Raw genomic sequence first — 18,804 nt, 5'->3', positions numbered from 1 at the left:
CACGAAGAAGCGGGGAGTGGGTGTCGTACCCACTCCCCGCTTTCGTACGTCTTCCGGGGTCAGCCCAGCTTCGACACGTCGCGGACCGCGCCCTTGTCCGCGCTCGTCGCCATCGCCGCGTACGCCTTCAGCGCCGCCGACACCTTGCGCTCGCGGTTCTTCGGCGCGTACACGCCGTTCAGCGCGTCGCGGCGGGCCGCCAGGGTGGCCTCGTCGACGAGGAGCTCGATCGAGCGGCTCGGGATGTCGATACGGATCCGGTCGCCGTCCTCGACGAGGGCGATCGTGCCGCCCGAGGCCGCCTCCGGGGAGGCGTGGCCGATGGACAGGCCCGACGTACCGCCGGAGAAGCGGCCGTCGGTCACCAGCGCGCAGGTCTTGCCCAGGCCCCGGCCCTTGAGGAAGGAGGTCGGGTAGAGCATCTCCTGCATGCCGGGGCCGCCGCGCGGGCCCTCGTAGCGGATGACGACCACGTCGCCGTCGGTGACCTGCTTGTTGAGGATCTTCTCGACGGCCTCGTCCTGCGACTCGCAGACGACGGCCGGGCCCTCGAAGGTCCAGATCGACTCGTCGACGCCGGCCGTCTTCACGACGCAGCCGTCCACGGCCAGGTTGCCGCGCAGGACCGCGAGGCCGCCGTCCTTCGAGTACGCGTGGGCCGCGTCGCGGATGCAGCCGCCGGCCGCGTCCACGTCCAGCGCCTCCCAGCGCTCGGACTGCGAGAAGGCGGTCGCCGAGCGGACGCAGCCGGGGGCCGCGTGGAACAGCTCGACGGCCTCGTCCGTCGGGGAGCCGCCGCGCACGTCCCAGGCGTCCAGCCACTCCTTGATGGAGCGGGAGTGGACGGAGTGGACGTCCTCGTTGAGGAGGCCGGCGCGGTACAGCTCGCCGAGGATGGCCGGGATGCCGCCCGCCCGGTGCACGTCCTCCATGTAGTACGTGCGGTCCTTGGCGACGTTCGGGGCGACCTTGGCCAGGCAGGGAACCCGGCGCGAGACCTCGTCCATGTCGCCGAGGCCGTAGTCGAGCTCGGCCTCCTGGGCGGCGGCGAGCAGGTGGAGGATCGTGTTGGTCGAGCCGCCCATGGCGATGTCGAGGGCCATGGCGTTCTCGAAGGCGGCGCGGGTCGCGACCGCGCGCGGCAGGACGGAGGCGTCGTCCTCGTCGTAGTACCGGCGGGTGATGTCGACGACCGTGCGGGCCGCGTTCTCGTACAGCGCCTTGCGGCCGGTGTGGGTCGCGAGGAGCGAGCCGTTGCCGGGGAGGGAGAGGCCGATCGCCTCGGTCAGGCAGTTCATCGAGTTGGCGGTGAACATGCCGGAACAGGACCCGCAGGTCGGACAGGCGTTCTCCTCGATCCGGAGCATGTCCTCGTCCGAGATCTTCGGGTTCACGGCGTCGGACATCGCGTCGACCAGGTCGAGCGTGCGGACCGTGCCGTCGACGAGGACCGCGCGGCCGGACTCCATCGGGCCGCCGGAGACGAAGACCGTCGGGATGTTGAGGCGCAGGGCGGCCATCAGCATGCCGGGGGTGATCTTGTCGCAGTTGGAGATGCAGATCAGGGCGTCGGCGCAGTGCGCCTCGACCATGTACTCCACGCTGTCCGCGATCAGGTCGCGGGACGGGAGGCTGTAGAGCATGCCGCCGTGGCCCATCGCGATGCCGTCGTCGACGGCGATCGTGTTGAACTCGCGGGCGATGCCGCCGGCGGCCGTGATGGCCTCGGAGACGATCCGGCCGACCGGCTGGAGATGGGTGTGGCCGGGGACGAACTCCGTGAAGGAGTTGGCCACCGCGATGATCGGCTTACGGCCGATGTCCGCGCCCGGTACACCGGAGGCGCGCATAAGGGCGCGTGCGCCCGCCATGTTGCGGCCGTGGGTGACTGTGCGGGACCTCAGCTCGGGCATCGTCGCTCGCTCCTCGTGATGGGTGTGCTTGCCTTCGAGCGTACGCTGACGCTCCAAGATCTGGACAGCCTGTCCGTATGGCGGACGGGGTGTTCAGCTTTCGGTCAGGTTCCGGTCCGGGGAGCTTCTCAGCTCTCGGTCAGGTACCGCTGGAGCGTCGGGGCCACCTGGGCCACGATCTCCTCCGGGTCGGCCGAGGCCAGCGGCTCGACCTCGATCACGTACCGCAGGATCACGATCCCGATCATGTGGGACGCCGCCAGCTCCGCCCGGAAGCTCGGCTCCGGTACGTCGAGTTCGGCCGCGATCCGCTCCAGGAGCCGGCGGAGCACGAAGGTCCGCAGCACCTTGGCCGCGGCCTCGTGGGTCAGCGCGGAGCGGACGATCGCGAGGAGCGGGGCGCGGCTGACCGGGTTCTCCCAGACGCCGATGAAGAAGCGCGCGAGCCGTTCGCCGATGGCCTCGCGCGGGCCGCCGAGGATCGCCGGGACGACGAGCGCCGGCTCGAAGGAGACCTCGATCGCGGCGGCGAAGACCTCGTCCTTCGTACCGAAGTAGTGGTGCACGAGCGCCGGGTCCACGCCGGCCGCCTTGGCGATGCCGCGGACGGAGGCCTTGTCGTACCCGCGCTCCGCGAACTGCGTGCGGGCCGCCTCCAGGATGCGTTCGCGCGCGCCCGGTCCGCTGTCCTCTCCGGTACGGGACGGGCGGCCGCGCCGGCGCGGGGCCGGGTCGGTCATGGGCGCGGGACCCGGGTGGGGCGGCCGGCGGCGGCGGACGCGAGGTGGAGGCGGGTGAAGGCCAGGGCCTCGGCGAGGTCGGCCTCGCGTTCGGCGGCTGACATCGCGCGGCGGGTGTTGACCTCGATGACGACGTGGCCGTCGAAGCCGGTGAGCGCGAGCCGCTCCAGGAGTTCGGCGCAGGGCTGTGTGCCACGCCCCGGGACCAGGTGCTCGTCCTTGGCGGAGCCCTTGCCGTCGGCGAGGTGGACGTGGCCGAGGCGGTCGCCCATGCGGTCGATCATCGCGAGGGCGTCGGTGCGGGCGGTCGCGGTGTGCGAGAGGTCGACGGTGAAGTGCCGGTAGTCGTCCTTCGTGACGTCCCACTCGGGGGCGTACGCGAGCATCTCGCGGTCCTTGTACCGCCACGGGTACATGTTCTCGACGGCGAACCGGACGTCGGTCTCGTCCGCCATCCGCCAGATGCCGGTGACGAAGTCCTTCGCGTACTGGCGCTGCCAGCGGAACGGCGGGTGCACGACGACCGCCGACGCGCCGAGCTTCTCGGCCGCCGCCTGGGCGCGCTGGAGCTTGACCCACGGGTCGGTGGACCAGACGCGCTGCGTGATGAGGAGGCAGGGGGCGTGGACGGCCAGGATCGGGACCTGGTGGTAGTCGGAGAGGCGGCGCAGCGCCTCGATGTCCTGGCTGACGGGGTCGGTCCACACCATGACCTCGACGCCGTCGTACCCGAGGCGCGCGGCGATCTCGAAGGCCGTCGCCGTCGACTCCGGATAGACCGAGGCCGTCGACAGGGCGACCTTCGCATCCGGGATGCGCACCACTGGTTCTGCCACCCCGACAGGGTACGGGGCGGGCCGGGGGCCCGGGAGGTGGTTCCGGTCACGCCGGTCCGTGGGCATGGGCGCGGGCGGGCGGGCGGGGCGGGCGCGGGCGGGGCGGGCCCGCGTCCGTCACTCCTCCGGCAGGTGGTCCAGGCGGCGCAGGATCACGCCCTCGCGCAGCGCCCACGGGCAGATCTCCAGCTCCTCCACTCCGAGCAGGTCCATCGCGCCCTCGGCGACGAGCGCGCCCGCGAGGAGCTGGGGGGCGCGGCCTTCCGAGACGCCCGGCAGGGCCGCGCGCTCGGGGACGGTCATCGCGGCGAGGCGCGGGACCCATTCCTCCAGGGACTTGCGGGACAGGACGCGCTGGACGTACAGGCCGTCCCCCGAACCGGGCGCGCCGGCGATCCGGGCGAGCTGCTTGAAGGTCTTGGAGGTGGCCACGACGTGGTCGGGGCGGCCGAAGCGGCTGAACTCGCCGACCGTACGGGCGATCTGGGCGCGGACGTGCCGGCGCAGCGACTTCACGGCGTCGGCGTCGGCCCGGTCGCCGGGCAGCCAGCCCGAGGTGAGGCGGCCCGCGCCGAGCGGCAGGGAGACGGCCGTGTCCGGGTCCTCGTCGATGCCGTACGCGACTTCGAGGGAGCCGCCGCCGATGTCGAGGAGGAGGAGCTTGCCCGCGGACCAGCCGAACCAGCGGCGGGCGGCGAGGAAGGTGAGCCGGGCCTCCTCCTCGCCGGTGAGGACCTGGAGGTCGACCCCGGTCTCGTCCTTGACCCGGGCGAGGACGGCGTCGGCGTTGGTGGCCTCGCGGACCGCCGAGGTGGCGAAGGGCAGCACCTCCTCGCAGCCCTTGTCCTCGGCCGCCAGGAGCGCGTCCCGGACGGTCGCGATGAGCCGCTCGACGCCGTCGGGCGCGATCGCGCCCCGCTCGTCGAGGAGCTCGGCGAGCCGCAGCTCCGCCTTGTGGGAGTGGGCGGGCAGCGGGCGGGCGCCGGGGTGGGCGTCCACCACCAGCAGGTGCACCGTGTTCGAACCGACGTCGAGGACTCCGAGTCTCATGGGCGGAACGCTACTGGTCCGGCCCGCATACGCTTGGCGTTGTGCCAAAGACGAAGCAGGCGAAGCCGGGCAAAGACAGCAGCGGCGAGACGGGTGTGAAGGCCGACAAGGCCAGCAAGGCCGGTAAGGCGGAGAAGGCCGTGAAGTCCGTGAAGGGCGCCAAGAAGCGGGGCAAGGGCATGGAGACGGACGAGAAGGGTCTGGACTTCGCGCGGGCGTGGGTCGAGTTTCCGGATCCGGCCGACGCCGAGCAGGTGTTCCGCTGCGACCTGACCTGGCTGACCTCGCGCTGGACGTGCATCTTCGGCAGCGGCTGCCAGGGCATCCAGGCGGGCCGGGCCGACGACGGCTGCTGCACGCTGGGCGCGCACTTCTCCGATGACGACGACGAGAAGCGGGTCGCGTCGCACGTGGCGCGGCTCACGCCGGAGCTGTGGCAGTTCCACGACGTCGGTACGGATTCGGGCTGGGTGCAGCTCGACGAGGACGGCGACCGGCAGACCCGCCGCTGGGAGGGGTCCTGCATCTTCCAGAACCGTCCCGGTTTCGCGGGCGGCGCGGGCTGCTCGCTGCACATCCTGGCCCTGAAGGAGGGCAAGGAGCCGCTGGAGACCAAGCCGGACGTGTGCTGGCAGCTGCCGGTGCGCCGGACGTACGACTGGATCGACCGGCCCGACGACACCAAGGTCCTCCAGGTGTCGATCGGCGAGTACGACCGCCGGGGCTGGGGTCCGGGCGGCCACGACCTGCACTGGTGGTGCACCTCGGCCACGTCGGCGCACGGGGCAGGGGAGCCCGTCTACGTCACGTACCGGCCGGAGCTGACGGAGATGATGGGCAAGGAGGCGTACGAGGTCCTGGTCGGCCTGTGCCAGGCCCGGCTGGCCTCGCAGCTGCCGCTGGTGGCCCCGCATCCGGCCGATCCCGTCTCGTAGGCGTCAGGGGCCGGACGGCGGCGGGTCGTCCGTCGTCGGCGGGGGCGTGCCCGGGTCAGTCGTGCCCGGGTCGGTCGTCGGCGGGGGCGTGGTCGGCTCCGTCGTCGGCGGCGGGGTGGTCGGCTCCGTGGTCGGCGGTGAGGTGGGGGGTGTCGTCCCCGGGTCGGTCGTCGGCGGGGGTGTGGTCGGTTCCGTCGTCGGCGGGGTCGTCGGCGGCTCCGTGGTCGGCGGGCTCGTCGGGGGCTCCGTGGTCGGCGGGCTCGTCGGGGGTGTGGTCGGGTCGGTCGTCGTGGGCGGCGGGGTGACCGGGCGGGTGACCTGCGGCGGGGCAGTCTGCCCCTGACCGTCGATGCGAACGACCGCGCCCGAGGGGTTCACGCCGACGCGGGCGCTCCACGCGCCCGCGGGCTCGCGCCCGTGGTCGACGCGGACGACGATCGTGACCGTCTCGCCGGGGCGGAGCGTGCCGGAGGCCCGGCTCACGTACAGCCAGGGGGCGTCCGTCCACAGCGACCAGGCGACGGGCGAGCCGCCGTCGGCGGTGAGCGTGAGCATCGTCAGGTCACCGGAACCGCGCGCGCCGACCGTGAGCCAGCCCGGGGCGGGCTCGCCGGGCCGGGAGGGTCCCACGGAGCCCGTGGGGCCGCCGGGGCTGACGACCTCGACCGAAACGTCCGGGGAGCGACTGCCGCGGGTGAAGCGGGGCTCGGGCGTGGTGCGGGCATTGCCCGCGTTCTCGTAGCGGTCGTACGGGCGGCCGTCCTCGTCCACCGGCTCGTCCGCCTCGCGCGCGCTGATCCTGGTGCCGCCCTGGACGCCCTCGTCGGCGGCCGGAGTGCCGCGGTACGAGGTCCACAGGGCGAGGACCGGGGCGGCCACGACGGCCGCGACGACGGTGGTGGTCACCGCGCGGGCCCGCAGCCGGTCGCGGCGGGCCGTGTGGTCCTTGGGATCCATGGGGAAACCGGTCGGGGTGAAGCGCGGGGCACCGGCACGCGCGCGTGGGACGTGCAGCATCGCCATGTAGGCGGCGGCCCGTGGCGCCTCGACGAGCGGCAGCCGGTCCGGCGGGCGGGGTGCGGCGCCGGGCCAGGGGCCGGTGGCGCCCACCCGCTCGGCGGCCCGGCGGCAGCGGGGGCAGTCGTCGACGTGCCGGACGAGTTCGGCACGCAGGGCGGCGGAGAGGAGCACCCTGTGGTCGCCGGTGAGCCGCGCGACGGTGGGGCAGCTGCCGGTCTCGACGACGGCGAGGGCGGCGCGGGTCCGCTCGACCTCACAGGCGGCCATGGCGAGGAGCTCGCGGGCGGCGAGCGGGTCGAGGGAGAGGACGGCGGCGATCTGGCGGTGGCTCAGGCCGTGCCGGACGGCCAGCTCCAGGGCCTCGCGCTGCTCGGGGGTGGTGCCGGCCGCCTCGGGCCAGGCGAGCCTGGCGAGTTCGGCGCGGCGGTGCTCGGCGGTCTCGTCGGAGACCGGGGGCGGTTCGGGCGCGGTGACGGCGGGGCGGCCGGTGTGGGCGCCCTGTCGCTTGCGGCGCTGCTCGCCGAGGGTGCGCAGGCAGGCCCAGCGGGCGAGTGCGTACAGCCAGGCCGCGCGGCCCTCCTCGTCGGAGGGGCAGCGGCCGTGGTGGCGCTCGGCGACGGCGAGGACGTCGCCGAGGACGGCGGTGGCCGTGTCGTGCTCGCAGAGCACGGAGAGGCAGTACGTGTAGAGGCCGTCGAGGGCGGCCTCGTAGCGGGCGGGGGGCCGGCGGCCGAGCGTGCGCGGTCCCTGCTCCGCGGCGCCGCGGTGCGCCCGGTGTGCGCCGGTGGTGCATGTGGGGGGATCCAGCCTGCTGCTCGTCACGGGGCGACCGTAGGCAGGGCGGGGGGCGCTCTTCGTACCGGTCGAGCACTTCTCATTCTTACGGGTGAAGCTATCGCTCGAAGGGGGACAGGAACCTCACCTTCCGTCACTCGATCGGGGACGGGCTCGGATCGGGGACCGGACAGACCCTGGCCGTCGCTGTCAGTGGGGGCCGCTACGGTGTGGCCTATGGCTGCCCGTACGAAAACCGCCAAGGACCGGCCGTCCTACCGCTGCACCGAGTGCGGCTGGCAGACGGCCAAGTGGCTCGGCCGCTGCCCCGAGTGCCAGGCCTGGGGGACGGTCGAGGAGTACGGCGCGCCCGCGGTCCGGACGACCGCCGCCGGCCGGGTCTCCACCGCCGCCGTCCCCATCGCACAGGTCGACGGCCGGACGGCGACCGCCCGCTCGACCGGCGTCGACGAGCTGGACCGGGTCCTCGGCGGGGGCCTGGTGCCCGGCGCCGTCGTGCTGCTCGCGGGCGAGCCCGGCGTCGGCAAGTCCACGCTCCTGCTCGACGTGGCGGCGAAGGCGGCGAGCGACGAGCACCGCACGCTGTACGTCACGGGCGAGGAGTCCGCGAGCCAGGTCCGGCTGCGCGCCGACCGGATCGGCGCGCTCAGCGACCACCTGTACCTGGCGGCGGAGACCGATCTGTCGGCCGTCCTCGGTCACCTCGACGCCGTGAAGCCCTCGCTGCTGATCATGGACTCGGTGCAGACGGTCGCCTCCCCCGAGATCGACGGCGCGCCCGGCGGCATGGCGCAGGTCCGCGAGGTCGCCGGAGCCCTCATCCGGGCCTCCAAGGAGCGGGGCATGTCCACGCTGCTCGTCGGCCACGTCACCAAGGACGGCGCCATCGCCGGGCCCCGGCTCCTGGAGCACCTGGTCGACGTCGTCCTGAGCTTCGAGGGCGACCGGCACGCGCGCCTGCGCCTGGTCCGGGGCGTGAAGAACCGCTACGGGGCGACCGACGAGGTCGGCTGCTTCGAGCTGCACGACGAGGGCATCACGGGTCTGACCGACCCGTCGGGGCTCTTCCTGACCCGGCGTGACGTGGCCGTGCCGGGCACCTGCCTGACGGTGACCCTGGAGGGCCGCCGCCCGCTCGTCGCCGAGGTCCAGTCGCTGACGGTGGACTCGCAGATCCCCTCGCCGCGCCGGACCGTCTCCGGCCTGGAGACCTCCCGGGTCTCGATGATGCTGGCGGTCCTGGAGCAGCGGGGCCGGATCAGCGCGCTGGGCAAGCGGGACATCTACAGCGCGACCGTGGGCGGCGTGAAGCTCTCCGAGCCGGCCGCCGACCTGGCGATCGCGCTCGCCCTCGCCTCCGCGGCGAGCGACACCCCGCTGCCGAAGAACCTGGTCGCGATCGGCGAGGTCGGACTCGCGGGCGAGGTCCGCCGGGTCACGGGCGTCCAGCGCCGGCTGGCCGAGGCCCACCGGCTGGGCTTCACGCACGCACTGGTGCCGCCGGACCCGGGCAAGGTGCCGGCGGGCATGAAGGTGACAGAGGTCGCGGACATGGGGGACGCGCTGCGCGTCCTGCCCCGCAGCCGCCGCGCGCCGCGCTCGGAGAGCGCGGAGGGGTAGGGCGGGGCCGCCGGAGGGCTGGCGGGAAATCCCTCGCGGGCTTCGGCGGAGCCGGGCGGGCGAGCCCTCGTGGGCTTCGGCGGAGCCGGGCGGGGGAGGCCTCATAGGCTTCGGCGGAGCGGGGCGGGCGAGCCCTCGCGGCCACGCCGGAGGCGTGGCGGGCGAGCCCTCGTGGGCTTCGGCTGAGGGTCGTCGGAGGGGTGAGCGGGGGCTTCGGAGGGGTAGACGAGGGACCCCGAGGGGTAGGCGAGGGGGCATGACGAGGGCCCTTCTGTCCCTCGCGCCGCACTCTTGACCGGCGCGCGGCGGAGGGGGGCGGGGTGGTGTCGCTAGACTTTGCCCTGGTCTCGCCCATCCGTACGAGCCGGAGGAGTGCAGTGGCAGCGAAGGACGGGGCAACAGCTCCCGGGAAGTCCGGCGCGGGCTCCGGCAATGAGGCGCTCATGCGTGCCGCCCTCAGCGCGGTCGCCCCTGGCACCGCGCTGCGCGACGGCCTGGAGCGGATCCTCCGGGGCAACACCGGCGGTCTCATCGTGCTCGGCCTGGACAAGACGGTCGACTCGATGTGCACCGGCGGCTTCGTGCTGGACGTCGAGTTCGCCGCGACGCGCCTGCGCGAGCTGTGCAAGCTCGACGGCGCGCTCGTCCTCGACAAGGACATCACCAAGATCCACCGCGCCGGTGTGCAGCTGGTCCCGGACGCCTCCATCCCCACCGAGGAGACCGGCACCCGGCACCGCACCGCGGACCGGGTCTCCAAGCAGTGCAACTACCCGGTCGTCTCCGTCTCGCAGTCGATGCATCTGATCGCGCTGTACGTGAACGGTGAGCGCCGGGTCCTGGAGGAGTCGGCCGCGATCCTCTCCCGCGCCAACCAGGCGCTCGCGACCCTGGAGCGGTACAAGCTCCGGCTCGACGAGGTGGCCGGCACGCTCTCCGCGCTGGAGATCGAGGACCTGGTCACGGTCCGGGACGTCACCGCCGTCGCCCAGCGTCTGGAGATGGTGCGCCGGATCGCCACCGAGATCGCCGAGTACGTGGTCGAGCTCGGCACCGACGGACGGCTCCTGTCGCTCCAGCTCGACGAGCTGATCGCGGGCGTGGAGCCGGAGCGCGAGCTGGTGGTCCGGGACTACGTGCCCGAGCCCACCGCCAAGCGCTCGCGGACGGTCGCCGAGGCGCTCACCGAGCTGGACGCGCTCAGCCACACCGAGCTCCTCGAACTTCCCGTCGTGGCGAGGGCGCTGGGCTACAGCGGCTCGCCCGAGACCCTCGACTCGGCCGTCTCGCCGCGCGGCTACCGGCTCCTCGCGAAGGTTCCGCGGCTGCCGGGCGCGATCATCGAGCGGCTCGTGGAGCACTTCGGCGGGCTGCAGAAGCTCCTCGCGGCGAGCGTCGACGACCTCCAGACCGTCGACGGGGTCGGCGAGGCCCGCGCCCGCAGCGTGCGCGAGGGCCTCTCGCGGCTCGCGGAGTCCTCGATCCTGGAGCGGTACGTCTGATCCGGCAACGAGAGCCGGGCCGGGGACGGGGTCCTGGAATCGGGTCGAGGCCGGAGGCCGGGTGCCCGGTTGTTCCGCTCGGTCCTTGTTGTTCCGCTCAGTCCTTGGCCAGGGTGAACGAGGCCGGGGCGACCTTCGCGCCCGCCATCGTCGCCTCCACCAGGTAGGTCCCGGGGCCGGCCTGGCCCGCCGGGGCCGTGGCGCACTGCGGTGCGCTGCGCCCGCGGTCCCACTCCACGGTGTGGGTGACCGTGGTCTGTGCGGGGACGCTCAGCAGGAGCGGGTTGCCGGGGCGCGGGCAGTCGTCGGACGCCCAGACCGCGTCGGCCTGCTTGTCACTGATCGTCAGAACCGCGCTGCGCGGCCCGAAGTCTGCCTTGCAGGCGGTGTTCGAGGTGTTCTTGGCGACCAGGTGGAAGCGGGGCTTCTCGCCCGCCTCGTAGGAGAGCTTGGCGCTGCGCAGCGTCAACTGGAGCGCTCCGGACGGGCAGTTCGGGAGCGGAGAATTGGCCGGAACCTGCTGTCCCGCGCCGGTGCCCGCGCCGCCGTCGCCGCCCGCGCCGTCGGTGTCGCCGTTCTTCCCGGTGCCGCCGGCGCCCGAGTCCGTACCGGCGTCGGCGCCCGTACCGGAGCCCGAGCCCGCGTCCGTACCGGAGCCGGCGGAGCCGCCGCCGTCACCACTGCCGTCACCGCTGCCGCCGGACGTGTCGCCGCCGTCGCCCGACTCGTCGCGGCCACCGGGCTGTTGGCTGATCGCCGGGCCGGTGCCGGAGGGGCCTGGAGTGATCGAAGGGGGTGTGGGCGACGAGCCGTTGGCGGCGTCGTTCGTCTTCTTCCCGCCGCCGTCACCCGAGGCGACGGCCCATACGGCGAGCAGGGCGAGAACCGCAACCAGGCACACCGCCACCGCCCTCCGTCGCCAGTAGATGGTGGAGGGAAGCGGCCCGACCGGATTGCGCAAAGATCCCACGACCCGAACCTTACGAGAGATCCGGCCCAACTCCCGCCCCACCCGCCGCCCGAGGCATCAAGTTTTGCCGATGATCACATCCTTCCGTGCCGGGAACTTTTCCGGAACAGGCCTGAAGCGGCGGGGAATCACCGGGATCCGGCGGTCCCCCGACTTTCGTCGGGGGTCGCTCTGGTCGTTGGCCCGGGGCGGAGAGCTCCGAATTCCGGTTAGCGTCGTCCACCATGGACTCCCTCCTCGACCTCTCCGATCGGCTCTACCTCGACGTCGCCGACTTCGCCCACTCCACCCCGCACTGGTTCCAGTGGCTCGCGGAGGTGTGGACGGAGGCAGGACTGCTGCTCTTCGGCGTGCTGTTCCTGGCCGGCTGGTGGCGCTCCCGTGACGGATCGAGCCGGATGATGGCGCTCGCGCTGCTCGCCCCGCTCGCCACCGCCTTCGGTTACGTGGTGAGCGAGGGGCTGAAGTCGCTGATCGACGAGGAACGGCCGTGCCGCGCGGTCGTCGGGGCACCCGCCGCGCTCGTGGAGTGCCCGCCGTACGGCGACTGGTCCTTCCCCAGCAACCACTCGGCCATCGCGGGCGCCGCCGCGATCGCGCTCGCACTGTCCTGGCGCGGGATCGTCTGGCTGACCGTGCCGATGGCGCTGCTCATGGCGTTCTCCCGGGTCTTCGTCGGCGTGCACTACCCGCACGACGTGACCGCCGGCCTGCTGCTCGGCGCCCTGGTCGCCTTCCTCGTCATGCGGGCGGCGGAGCGGCCGGTGCGCTCCCTCGTGGACACGGCCAGGTCGAGCCGGAGCTCGGCCGTCGTGTGGTGCGCGGGGCGCGGACCGCGGGCGCACGCCCACGGCGGGCTCCCGGCGCACGCCTCCGCGCGCGCCGACCGGCCCGAGCGCTCGCGCCACGGCGCGCACTGATCCCGCCTCGGACGTGCCAGGATCGGAGTGCCATGACTTCCATCGACACTCCCCCCGGTCCCCCGGCCCCCGTAGCTCCCTCGCTCCCCCCGGAGCTGCACGGGCCCGTCCTCGCCTGGTTCGACCGGCACGCCCGTGACCTGCCCTGGCGCCGCCCCGAAGCCGGAGCCTGGGGGGTGATGGTCAGCGAGTTCATGCTCCAGCAGACCCCCGTCGTCCGGGTCCTTCCGGTGTACGAGCAGTGGCTGGCGCGCTGGCCGCGCCCGGCCGACCTGGCCGCCGACGCCCCCGGCGAGGCCGTACGCGCCTGGGGCCGGCTCGGCTATCCGCGCCGGGCCCTGCGCCTGCACGCGGCGGCCACGGCCATAACGGAACGCCACCGCGGCGACGTGCCCCGCGACCACGGGCAGCTGCTCGCGCTGCCCGGGATCGGCGAGTACACGGCGGCCGCGGTGGCCTCTTTCGCGTACGGGCAGCGGCATGCGGTCCTGGACACCAATGTGCGCCGGGTCTTCGCGCGGGCGGCGACCGGCGTCCAGTACCCGCCGAACGCGACCACGGCCGCCGAGCGCCGGCTCGCCCGGGCGCTGCTCCCGGAGGACGAGGCGACGGCCTCCCGCTGGGCCGCGGCCTCGATGGAGCTGGGCGCGCTGGTGTGCACGGCGCGGAACGAGGACTGCGGGCGCTGCCCGATCGCCGAGCGCTGTGCGTGGCAGCTGGCGGGGAAGCCGGCGCACGACGGCCCGCCGCGGCGCGGCCAGACGTACGCGGGCACGGACCGGCAGGTACGGGGCCGGCTCCTCGCGGTGCTGCGGGAGGCGACGGACCCGGTCGGGCAGGCGGCCCTGGACGCGGTCTGGGACGAGCCGGTGCAGCGGGCCCGGGCCCTGGACGGCCTGGTCGCGGACGGCCTCGTCGAACCGCTGGAGGACGGGCTCTACCGCCTGCCGCTCTCCTGAGGCCACCCTCGCGAAACCTCTTCCGTATCCGCTGTTACACAACCGATGGGTAGCCGTGCGTCCACCGACGGCTGCCCCGCACAGCCCCGTGACACAGCCTCCGTAGCGTCGTCCACGACACGAGGAAATGGCTGGTCACGGGGATGGAGGCGGTTCGGATGAGGCACGGAGAGGTGCTCGACTTCGAGGAGTACGTACGCACGCGGCAGGACGCGCTACTGCGCAGTGCCCGTCGTCTCGTCCCCGACCCGGTCGACGCCCAGGACCTCCTCCAGACCGCGCTGGCCCGGACGTACGGGCGCTGGGACGGCATCGCCGACAAGTCCCTCGCCGACGCCTACCTGCGCCGGGTCATGATCAACACCCGGACCGAGTGGTGGCGCTCCCGCAAGCTCGAAGAGGTGCCCACCGAGCAGCTGCCCGACGCGAGCATCGACGACCGGACCGAGCAGCACGCCGACCGGGCCCTCCTCATGGACGTCCTGAAGGTGCTCGCGCCGAAGCAGCGCAGCGTCGTCGTCCTCCGCCACTGGGAGCAGATGAGCACCGAGGAGACGGCGGCCGCGCTCGGGATGTCGACGGGTACGGTGAAGTCGACGCTCCACCGCGCGCTGGCCCGGCTCCGCCAGGAGCTGGAGAGCCGCGACCTCGACGCCCGCGCCCTGGGACGGACGGGAGAGCGGGCGGACGTACGAGGTGACGAAAGGGGGCGGGGGCGGTGCGCGGCCTAGACGCCGAATCCGACGACGGCAGAGAACACGACGGCGGAGAACACGGCAGAGCACACGACGGCAGAGCACACGGCGGCGACGACCGGTACGGCATCGGGCGGCGCCGCCCTCGCCGTACCGTCAAGGCGGCGAGCGTCACGGCGGTGGCCGGGCTCGTCGCCGTCGGGCTGTCCGTGGCCGCCTGTTCCACCGGCGGTACGGGCTCCCGCGACGAGGGCGCGGCCCGCGTCGACGAGACCGCGGCGGCGGCACCCAGCCCCTCCTCCCCCGCCGCGCCCAGCGGTCCGCAGTCCGCCGAGCGGGTGGATCCGATCGCGCTGCTCAAGGCCGACCCGAAGATCGGCGAGCGGCTCAAGGACGATCTGAAGCCGTGCGTCGCGGACGCCTACCCGGTGGACGCCTCCTACGGCAACCTCACCGGCAGCGCCGACCCCGACGTCGTCGTCAACGTGATGACCTGCGGCGATGCCGTCGGAATCGGCACGTACGTCTACCGGAAGCAGAGCGACCGGTACGAGAACGTGTTCATGGCGGAGGACGCGGCCGTCTACGCGACGATCGACCGCGGCGATCTCGTCGTCACCAAGCAGGTGTACGCGGAGGGCGACCCGGTCGCATATCCCTCGGGCGAGGACGTCATCACGTACCGCTGGTCGGGGAACAAGTTCACCCAGCACGACTGGGTGCACAACGACTACAGCCGCGCCGTCGGGGACGGTGAGGCCGCGGTCGAGCCGGCGCCGAGCGAACCCACCCCGAGCTGACCCCCATCACGTGCACTATCTGCACCACCTGCACCACCTGCACCACCCGCATCACCCGCATCACCCGCATCACCCGCATCACCCGCATCACCCGCATCACCCGCATCACCCGCATCACCCGCATCACCCGCACGACACAGCAGCACAGACCCCCGAAGGGCACGCACGATGGCCGAAACCCATGTCCTGTTCGTCGAGGACGACGACGTCATCCGTGAGGCCACCCAGCTCGCCCTGGAGCGGGACGGCTTCCGGGTCACGGCGATGCCCGACGGGCTCTCCGGCCTGGACGCCTTCCGGGCGCAGCGGCCGGACATCGCCCTCCTCGACGTGATGCTGCCGGGCATGGACGGCGTCAGCCTCTGCCGCCGCATCCGCGACGAGTCGACCGTGCCGGTGATCATGCTGTCGGCGCGCGCCGACTCGATCGACGTCGTCCTCGGCCTGGAGGCCGGGGCCGACGACTACGTCACGAAGCCGTTCGACGGATCGGTCCTCATGGCCCGCATCCGGGCCGTCCTGCGGCGCTTCGGGCACGCGGGCGGCGTCGGCGCCAGCGAGCACGGGGACGAGTCGGCGGACGGCGGCGGGCTGCTCGCCTTCGGCGACCTGGAGGTCGACACCGAGGGCATGGAGGTCCGCAAGGACGGGACGCCGGTGGCGCTGACCCCGACCGAGATGCGGCTGCTCCTGGAGTTCTCGTCCGCGCCGGGCACCGTGCTGTCCCGGGACAAGCTCCTGGAGCGGGTCTGGGACTACGGCTGGGGCGGCGACACCCGGGTCGTGGACGTCCACGTGCAGCGGCTGCGCGCCAAGATCGGCCAGGACCGGATCGAGACGGTCCGGGGCTTCGGCTACAAGCTCAAGGGCTAGGGAACGGTGTCCTTCCGATGTCCTTCCGCCCCGTGAAGCCGCTCGCCCTCCGTACCGGGGTCCGCTGGAAGATCGCCGTCGCCATCGCGGCGGTCGGCGCGCTCATCGCGGTCACGCTGAGCGTGGTCGTGCACAACGCCGCCCGCATCTCGATGCTCGACAACGCGCGCGAGGTGCAGATGGAGCGGCTGCTCTTCGCCCAGCGGATGTACGAGACGTCGAAGCCGAAGGAGCCCCGCTTCGGCACGAAGATCAACGACCCGGCGCTGCCGCCCCAGCTCGACCAGCTGATGCGGGACCGGCGGCGCGGCACGTACGTGCAGGAGCACCGGCACGGCGGGCCGCCCGACGTGTGGGCCGCGGTGCCCCTCGCCAACGGCGACGTCCTGTCGCTGCACATCCCCTTCGCCGACCGCAGCGCGGCGATCATGAACGATCTGGACCGGGCGCTCGTCATCGGCTCGGTCTCGGTGGTGTTCGGCGGCTGCGCCCTCGGCGTGCTCATCGGCGGCCAGCTCTCGCGGCGGCTGCGGAAGGCCGCCGCCGCGGCCGGGCGGGTCGCCCAGGGCAACACGGACGTACGGGTACGGGACGCGATCGGCGGGGTCGTCCGGGACGAGACCGACGAGCTGGCCCGGGCGGTCGACGCCCTGACCGACGCCCTGAACGAGCGGATCGAGGCCGAGCGCCGGGTCACCGCGGACATCGCGCACGAGCTGCGCACCCCCGTGACCGGGCTGCTCACGGCGGCCGAGCTGCTGCCGCCGGGGCGGCCGACCGAGCTAGTACGGGACCGGGCGCAGGCGATGCGGACGCTGGTCGAGGACGTCCTGGAGGTGGCCCGGCTCGACAGCGCGTCGGAGCGGGCCGAGCTCCAGGAGATCGCGCTCGGCGAGTTCGTGGAGCGGCGGGTGCGGGCGCTCGATCCGGAGGTGGTCGTCCGGGTCGTCCACGAGTCCTGGGTGAACACCGACCCGCGCCGCCTGGAGCGCATCCTCGGCAATCTCCTCGCCAACGCCGCCAAGCACGGCAAGCCGCCGGTCGAGGTCACGGTCGAGGGCCGGGTGGTACGGGTCCGCGACCACGGTCCGGGCTTCCCCGAGGCGCTTCTCAAGGAGGGCCCGAGCCGCTTCCGTACGGGGACGAGCGACCGCGCGGGCCAGGGCCACGGCCTGGGGCTGACGATCGCGGCGGGCCAGGCGCGGGTGCTCGGCGCCCGGCTGACCTTCCGGAACGTGGCCTCGGCGGCGGCCCCGGAGGGGGTGGGCGGCGCGATCGCGGTGCTGTGGCTGCCGGACCACGCGCCGACGAACACGGGCAGCTTCCCGATGCTGGGGCAGCAGCTGCCGGACTGACGACGCGGTGCGTGGAGCGGATACGGCGGTGGGGGGCCCCTTTCGGGACCGGCCCCACCGCCGTACACGAGCGTCCGGGGTCCGGGCGTCGGCCGGGGTCCGGGTGTCAGCCGGGGTCCGGGTGTCAGCCGGGCGTCAGACCTTCTCGGCGACCTTCGGGGCGTCGTCGCCCGCCGGCGCCTTCGGCTCCGGCTCCGCCGGTCCGGCGCCGCGCAGCGCCACCTCCTTGACGAAGAGGGCGAGGGCGAACGCGACGACGGAGACCGCGGCGGCGACCAGGAAGGCGGAGTGGGTGCCGGCGGAGACCGCGTACTGGTAGGCCTCGCGCAGCGGCTCCGGCAGCTTGGCGAGGCTCGCCGCGTCGAGCTGCGCGGTCCGCTCGGTGAGCCCGGACCCGCCGCGCGCCGCCATCTCGTCCTGGACCCGGCTCGTGAAGAGCGCGCCCATGATCGCGACGCCGAAGGAGGAGCCGAGGGTCCGGAAGAGGGTGGTGGAGGAGGAGGCGACGCCCATGTCCTTCATCTCGACGCTGTTCTGCGCGACGAGCATGGTGATCTGCATGAGGAAGCCCATGCCGGCACCGAGGAGCGCCATGTAGACGCCGGACGTCAGCCGCGAGGTGCCGGTGTCCATCGTGGCGAGGAGGAAGAGGCCGGCGGTCATGAGGACGCCGCCGACGATCGGGAAGATCTTGTACTTGCCGGTGCTGGTGGTGAACCGGCCGACGAGCAGCGAGACGACCATCATCGCCATCAGCATCGGCAGGAGCAGGAGACCGGAGTTGGTCGCCGAGGCGCCCTGGACGGACTGCTGGAAGATCGGCAGGTAGAGGACCGCGCCGAACATCACGAAGCCGGTGATGAAGCCGATCAGGGACATCAGGGTGAAGTTGCGGCTGCGGAAGATGTGCAGCGGCACGATCGGGTCCTCGGCCTTGGTCTCCACCCACAGGAACGCGGCGAGGGAGGCGACTCCGGCGACCGTGAGGCCGACGATGGTGGCCGAGCTCCAGGCGTACTCCGTGCCGCCCCAGGTGGTGACGAGGACGATCGCGGTGATGCCGACGGTCAGCAGTGCGGCGCCGAGGAAGTCGATCCGGGTGCCCGCGACGCGCTGCTTCTTCGGCAGGTGAAGGACGGTGGTGACCATGGCGAGGGCGACGGCGCCGAGCGGCAGGTTGATGTAGAAGGACCAGCGCCAGCCCCAGTGGTCGGTGATGGTGCCGCCGACGAGCGGTCCGCCGATCATGGCGAGGGCCATGACGCCGGCCATCATGCCCTGGTACTTGCCGCGCTCACGGGGCGGGATCAGGTCGCCGATGATCGCCATGACGCCGACCATGAGGCCGCCGGCGCCGAGGCCCTGGATCGTACGGAAGCCGATGAGCTGGCCCATGTCCTGGGCCATGCCGCTGAGCGCCGAGCCGATCAGGAAGATCACGATCGAGGTGAGGAAGACGCCCTTGCGGCCGAACATGTCGCCGAGCTTGCCCCAGAGGGGGGTGGAGGCGGCCGTGGCCAGGGTGTAGGCGGTGACGACCCAGGAGAGGTGCTCCAGGCCGCCGAGCTCGCCGACGATCGTCGGCATCGCCGTGCCGATGATCATGTTGTCCAGCATCGCGAGCAGCATCGCGATCATCAGGGCGAGGAGGACGACGCGGACGCTGCGCGCCGGCGGTACCTTCTCCTCGGCTGCTTGCGTTGTCCCGCTGGTCGCCATCGCCATCCCCTTACTTGCCGCCCGGCTAGTTACTAGAATGGGGACGGTAGACCCGTAACTTGCCGGTCGTCAAGTAAGTAAAAGTCGGAGAGCGAGAACAGC

General features: G+C 73.1%; 16 protein-coding genes. 9 read left to right on the top strand and 7 right to left on the bottom strand.

What is annotated here, in order from left to right; all coding sequences use genetic code 11:
* Positions 1–59: 59 nt before the first annotated feature.
* The 4 genes from ilvD to OG357_RS21800 form a co-directional block, all read right to left on the bottom strand.
* Complete coding sequence (gene ilvD, locus OG357_RS21815; protein WP_329622744.1) at positions 60–1,913, bottom strand: dihydroxy-acid dehydratase; 1,854 nt, start codon at positions 1,911–1,913, stop codon at positions 60–62.
* 128 nt (positions 1,914–2,041) lie between these two features.
* Positions 2,042–2,653, bottom strand: a complete 612-nt coding sequence (locus OG357_RS21810; RefSeq protein WP_329622743.1) for a TetR/AcrR family transcriptional regulator — start codon at positions 2,651–2,653, stop codon at positions 2,042–2,044.
* A complete protein-coding gene (locus OG357_RS21805; RefSeq protein WP_317596507.1) occupies positions 2,650–3,489 on the bottom strand; it encodes a sugar phosphate isomerase/epimerase family protein in 840 nt (279 codons plus the stop codon). The genes OG357_RS21810 and OG357_RS21805 overlap by 4 nt, the downstream gene beginning before the upstream one ends.
* Before the next feature lie 117 nt (positions 3,490–3,606).
* Positions 3,607–4,539 carry a Ppx/GppA phosphatase family protein gene (locus OG357_RS21800; RefSeq protein WP_317596509.1) on the bottom strand — a complete coding sequence of 311 codons (933 nt, stop codon included), beginning with the start codon at positions 4,537–4,539 and terminating at the stop codon, positions 3,607–3,609.
* A gap of 41 nt (positions 4,540–4,580) precedes the next feature.
* Here OG357_RS21800 and OG357_RS21795 point away from each other — a divergent pair, with 41 nt between their 5' ends.
* Positions 4,581–5,474 (top strand): hypothetical protein, encoded by an 894-nt coding sequence (locus tag OG357_RS21795; RefSeq protein ID WP_329622742.1) that lies wholly within the window; start codon positions 4,581–4,583, stop codon positions 5,472–5,474.
* Between the two features lie 3 nt (positions 5,475–5,477).
* Here the strand turns inward: OG357_RS21795 and OG357_RS21790 are convergent, their stop codons facing one another.
* Positions 5,478–7,316, bottom strand: a complete 1,839-nt coding sequence (locus OG357_RS21790; protein WP_329622741.1) for a BACON domain-containing protein — start codon at positions 7,314–7,316, stop codon at positions 5,478–5,480.
* Positions 7,317–7,505: 189 nt separating this feature from the next.
* On the opposite strand from OG357_RS21790, the gene radA reads away from it, so the two are divergent.
* On the top strand, positions 7,506–8,909 hold the full coding sequence (radA, locus tag OG357_RS21785) for a DNA repair protein RadA (RefSeq protein WP_329622740.1): 1,404 nt from the start codon (positions 7,506–7,508) through the stop codon (positions 8,907–8,909).
* 377 nt (positions 8,910–9,286) lie between these two features.
* Complete coding sequence (gene disA, locus OG357_RS21780; protein ID WP_329622739.1) at positions 9,287–10,411, top strand: DNA integrity scanning diadenylate cyclase DisA; 1,125 nt, start codon at positions 9,287–9,289, stop codon at positions 10,409–10,411.
* A gap of 97 nt (positions 10,412–10,508) precedes the next feature.
* On the opposite strand, the gene OG357_RS21775 is transcribed toward disA, so the two are convergent.
* Positions 10,509–11,381 (bottom strand): hypothetical protein, encoded by an 873-nt coding sequence (locus OG357_RS21775; RefSeq protein WP_329622738.1) that lies wholly within the window; start codon positions 11,379–11,381, stop codon positions 10,509–10,511.
* 224 nt (positions 11,382–11,605) lie between these two features.
* On the opposite strand from OG357_RS21775, the gene OG357_RS21770 reads away from it, so the two are divergent.
* The 6 genes from OG357_RS21770 to cseC all read left to right on the top strand — a co-directional run bounded on the left by OG357_RS21770 (position 11,606) and on the right by cseC (position 16,983).
* Positions 11,606–12,301, top strand: coding sequence for a phosphatase PAP2 family protein (locus tag OG357_RS21770; protein ID WP_329622737.1), 696 nt, complete (start codon positions 11,606–11,608; stop codon positions 12,299–12,301).
* 32 nt (positions 12,302–12,333) lie between these two features.
* Positions 12,334–13,260 carry an A/G-specific adenine glycosylase gene (locus tag OG357_RS21765; protein WP_329622736.1) on the top strand — a complete coding sequence of 309 codons (927 nt, stop codon included), beginning with the start codon at positions 12,334–12,336 and terminating at the stop codon, positions 13,258–13,260.
* Between the two features lie 158 nt (positions 13,261–13,418).
* Positions 13,419–13,991 carry a SigE family RNA polymerase sigma factor gene (locus OG357_RS21760; protein ID WP_317596522.1) on the top strand — a complete coding sequence of 191 codons (573 nt, stop codon included), beginning with the start codon at positions 13,419–13,421 and terminating at the stop codon, positions 13,989–13,991.
* Complete coding sequence (locus tag OG357_RS21755; RefSeq protein ID WP_329622735.1) at positions 13,979–14,755, top strand: hypothetical protein; 777 nt, start codon at positions 13,979–13,981, stop codon at positions 14,753–14,755. Before OG357_RS21760 ends, OG357_RS21755 begins: the two co-directional genes overlap by 13 nt.
* 168 nt (positions 14,756–14,923) lie before the next feature.
* Entirely contained in the window at positions 14,924–15,628 is a 705-nt protein-coding gene (cseB, locus tag OG357_RS21750; RefSeq protein WP_329622734.1) for a two-component system response regulator CseB, read from the top strand.
* Positions 15,629–15,660: 32 nt separating this feature from the next.
* Positions 15,661–16,983, top strand: coding sequence for a two-component system sensor histidine kinase CseC (gene cseC, locus OG357_RS21745; RefSeq protein WP_329625653.1), 1,323 nt, complete (start codon positions 15,661–15,663; stop codon positions 16,981–16,983).
* A gap of 135 nt (positions 16,984–17,118) precedes the next feature.
* On the opposite strand, the gene OG357_RS21740 is transcribed toward cseC, so the two are convergent.
* Positions 17,119–18,702: an MDR family MFS transporter gene (locus tag OG357_RS21740; RefSeq protein ID WP_329622733.1), complete on the bottom strand. Its 1,584-nt coding sequence runs from the start codon at positions 18,700–18,702 to the stop codon at positions 17,119–17,121.
* Positions 18,703–18,804 lie beyond the last annotated feature (102 nt).

Source organism: Streptomyces sp. NBC_01255, assembly GCF_036226445.1.
In the GTDB taxonomy this organism is placed as follows: domain Bacteria; phylum Actinomycetota; class Actinomycetes; order Streptomycetales; family Streptomycetaceae; genus Streptomyces.
Note: the sequence above shows the minus strand (reverse complement) of the source record. Positions and strands in the feature narration are given on the sequence as shown.

Coding starts and splice junctions, on each gene's coding strand:
- ilvD (WP_329622744.1), bottom strand. CDS start 1,913: ATGCCCGAGCTGAGGTCCCGCACAGTCACCCACGGCCGCAACATGGCG.
- OG357_RS21810 (WP_329622743.1), bottom strand. CDS start 2,653: ATGACCGACCCGGCCCCGCGCCGGCGCGGCCGCCCGTCCCGTACCGGA.
- OG357_RS21800 (WP_317596509.1), bottom strand. CDS start 4,539: ATGAGACTCGGAGTCCTCGACGTCGGTTCGAACACGGTGCACCTGCTG.
- radA (WP_329622740.1), top strand. CDS start 7,506: ATGGCTGCCCGTACGAAAACCGCCAAGGACCGGCCGTCCTACCGCTGC.
- OG357_RS21770 (WP_329622737.1), top strand. CDS start 11,606: ATGGACTCCCTCCTCGACCTCTCCGATCGGCTCTACCTCGACGTCGCC.
- OG357_RS21765 (WP_329622736.1), top strand. CDS start 12,334: ATGACTTCCATCGACACTCCCCCCGGTCCCCCGGCCCCCGTAGCTCCC.
- OG357_RS21760 (WP_317596522.1), top strand. CDS start 13,419: ATGAGGCACGGAGAGGTGCTCGACTTCGAGGAGTACGTACGCACGCGG.
- cseB (WP_329622734.1), top strand. CDS start 14,924: ATGGCCGAAACCCATGTCCTGTTCGTCGAGGACGACGACGTCATCCGT.
- OG357_RS21740 (WP_329622733.1), bottom strand. CDS start 18,702: ATGGCGACCAGCGGGACAACGCAAGCAGCCGAGGAGAAGGTACCGCCG.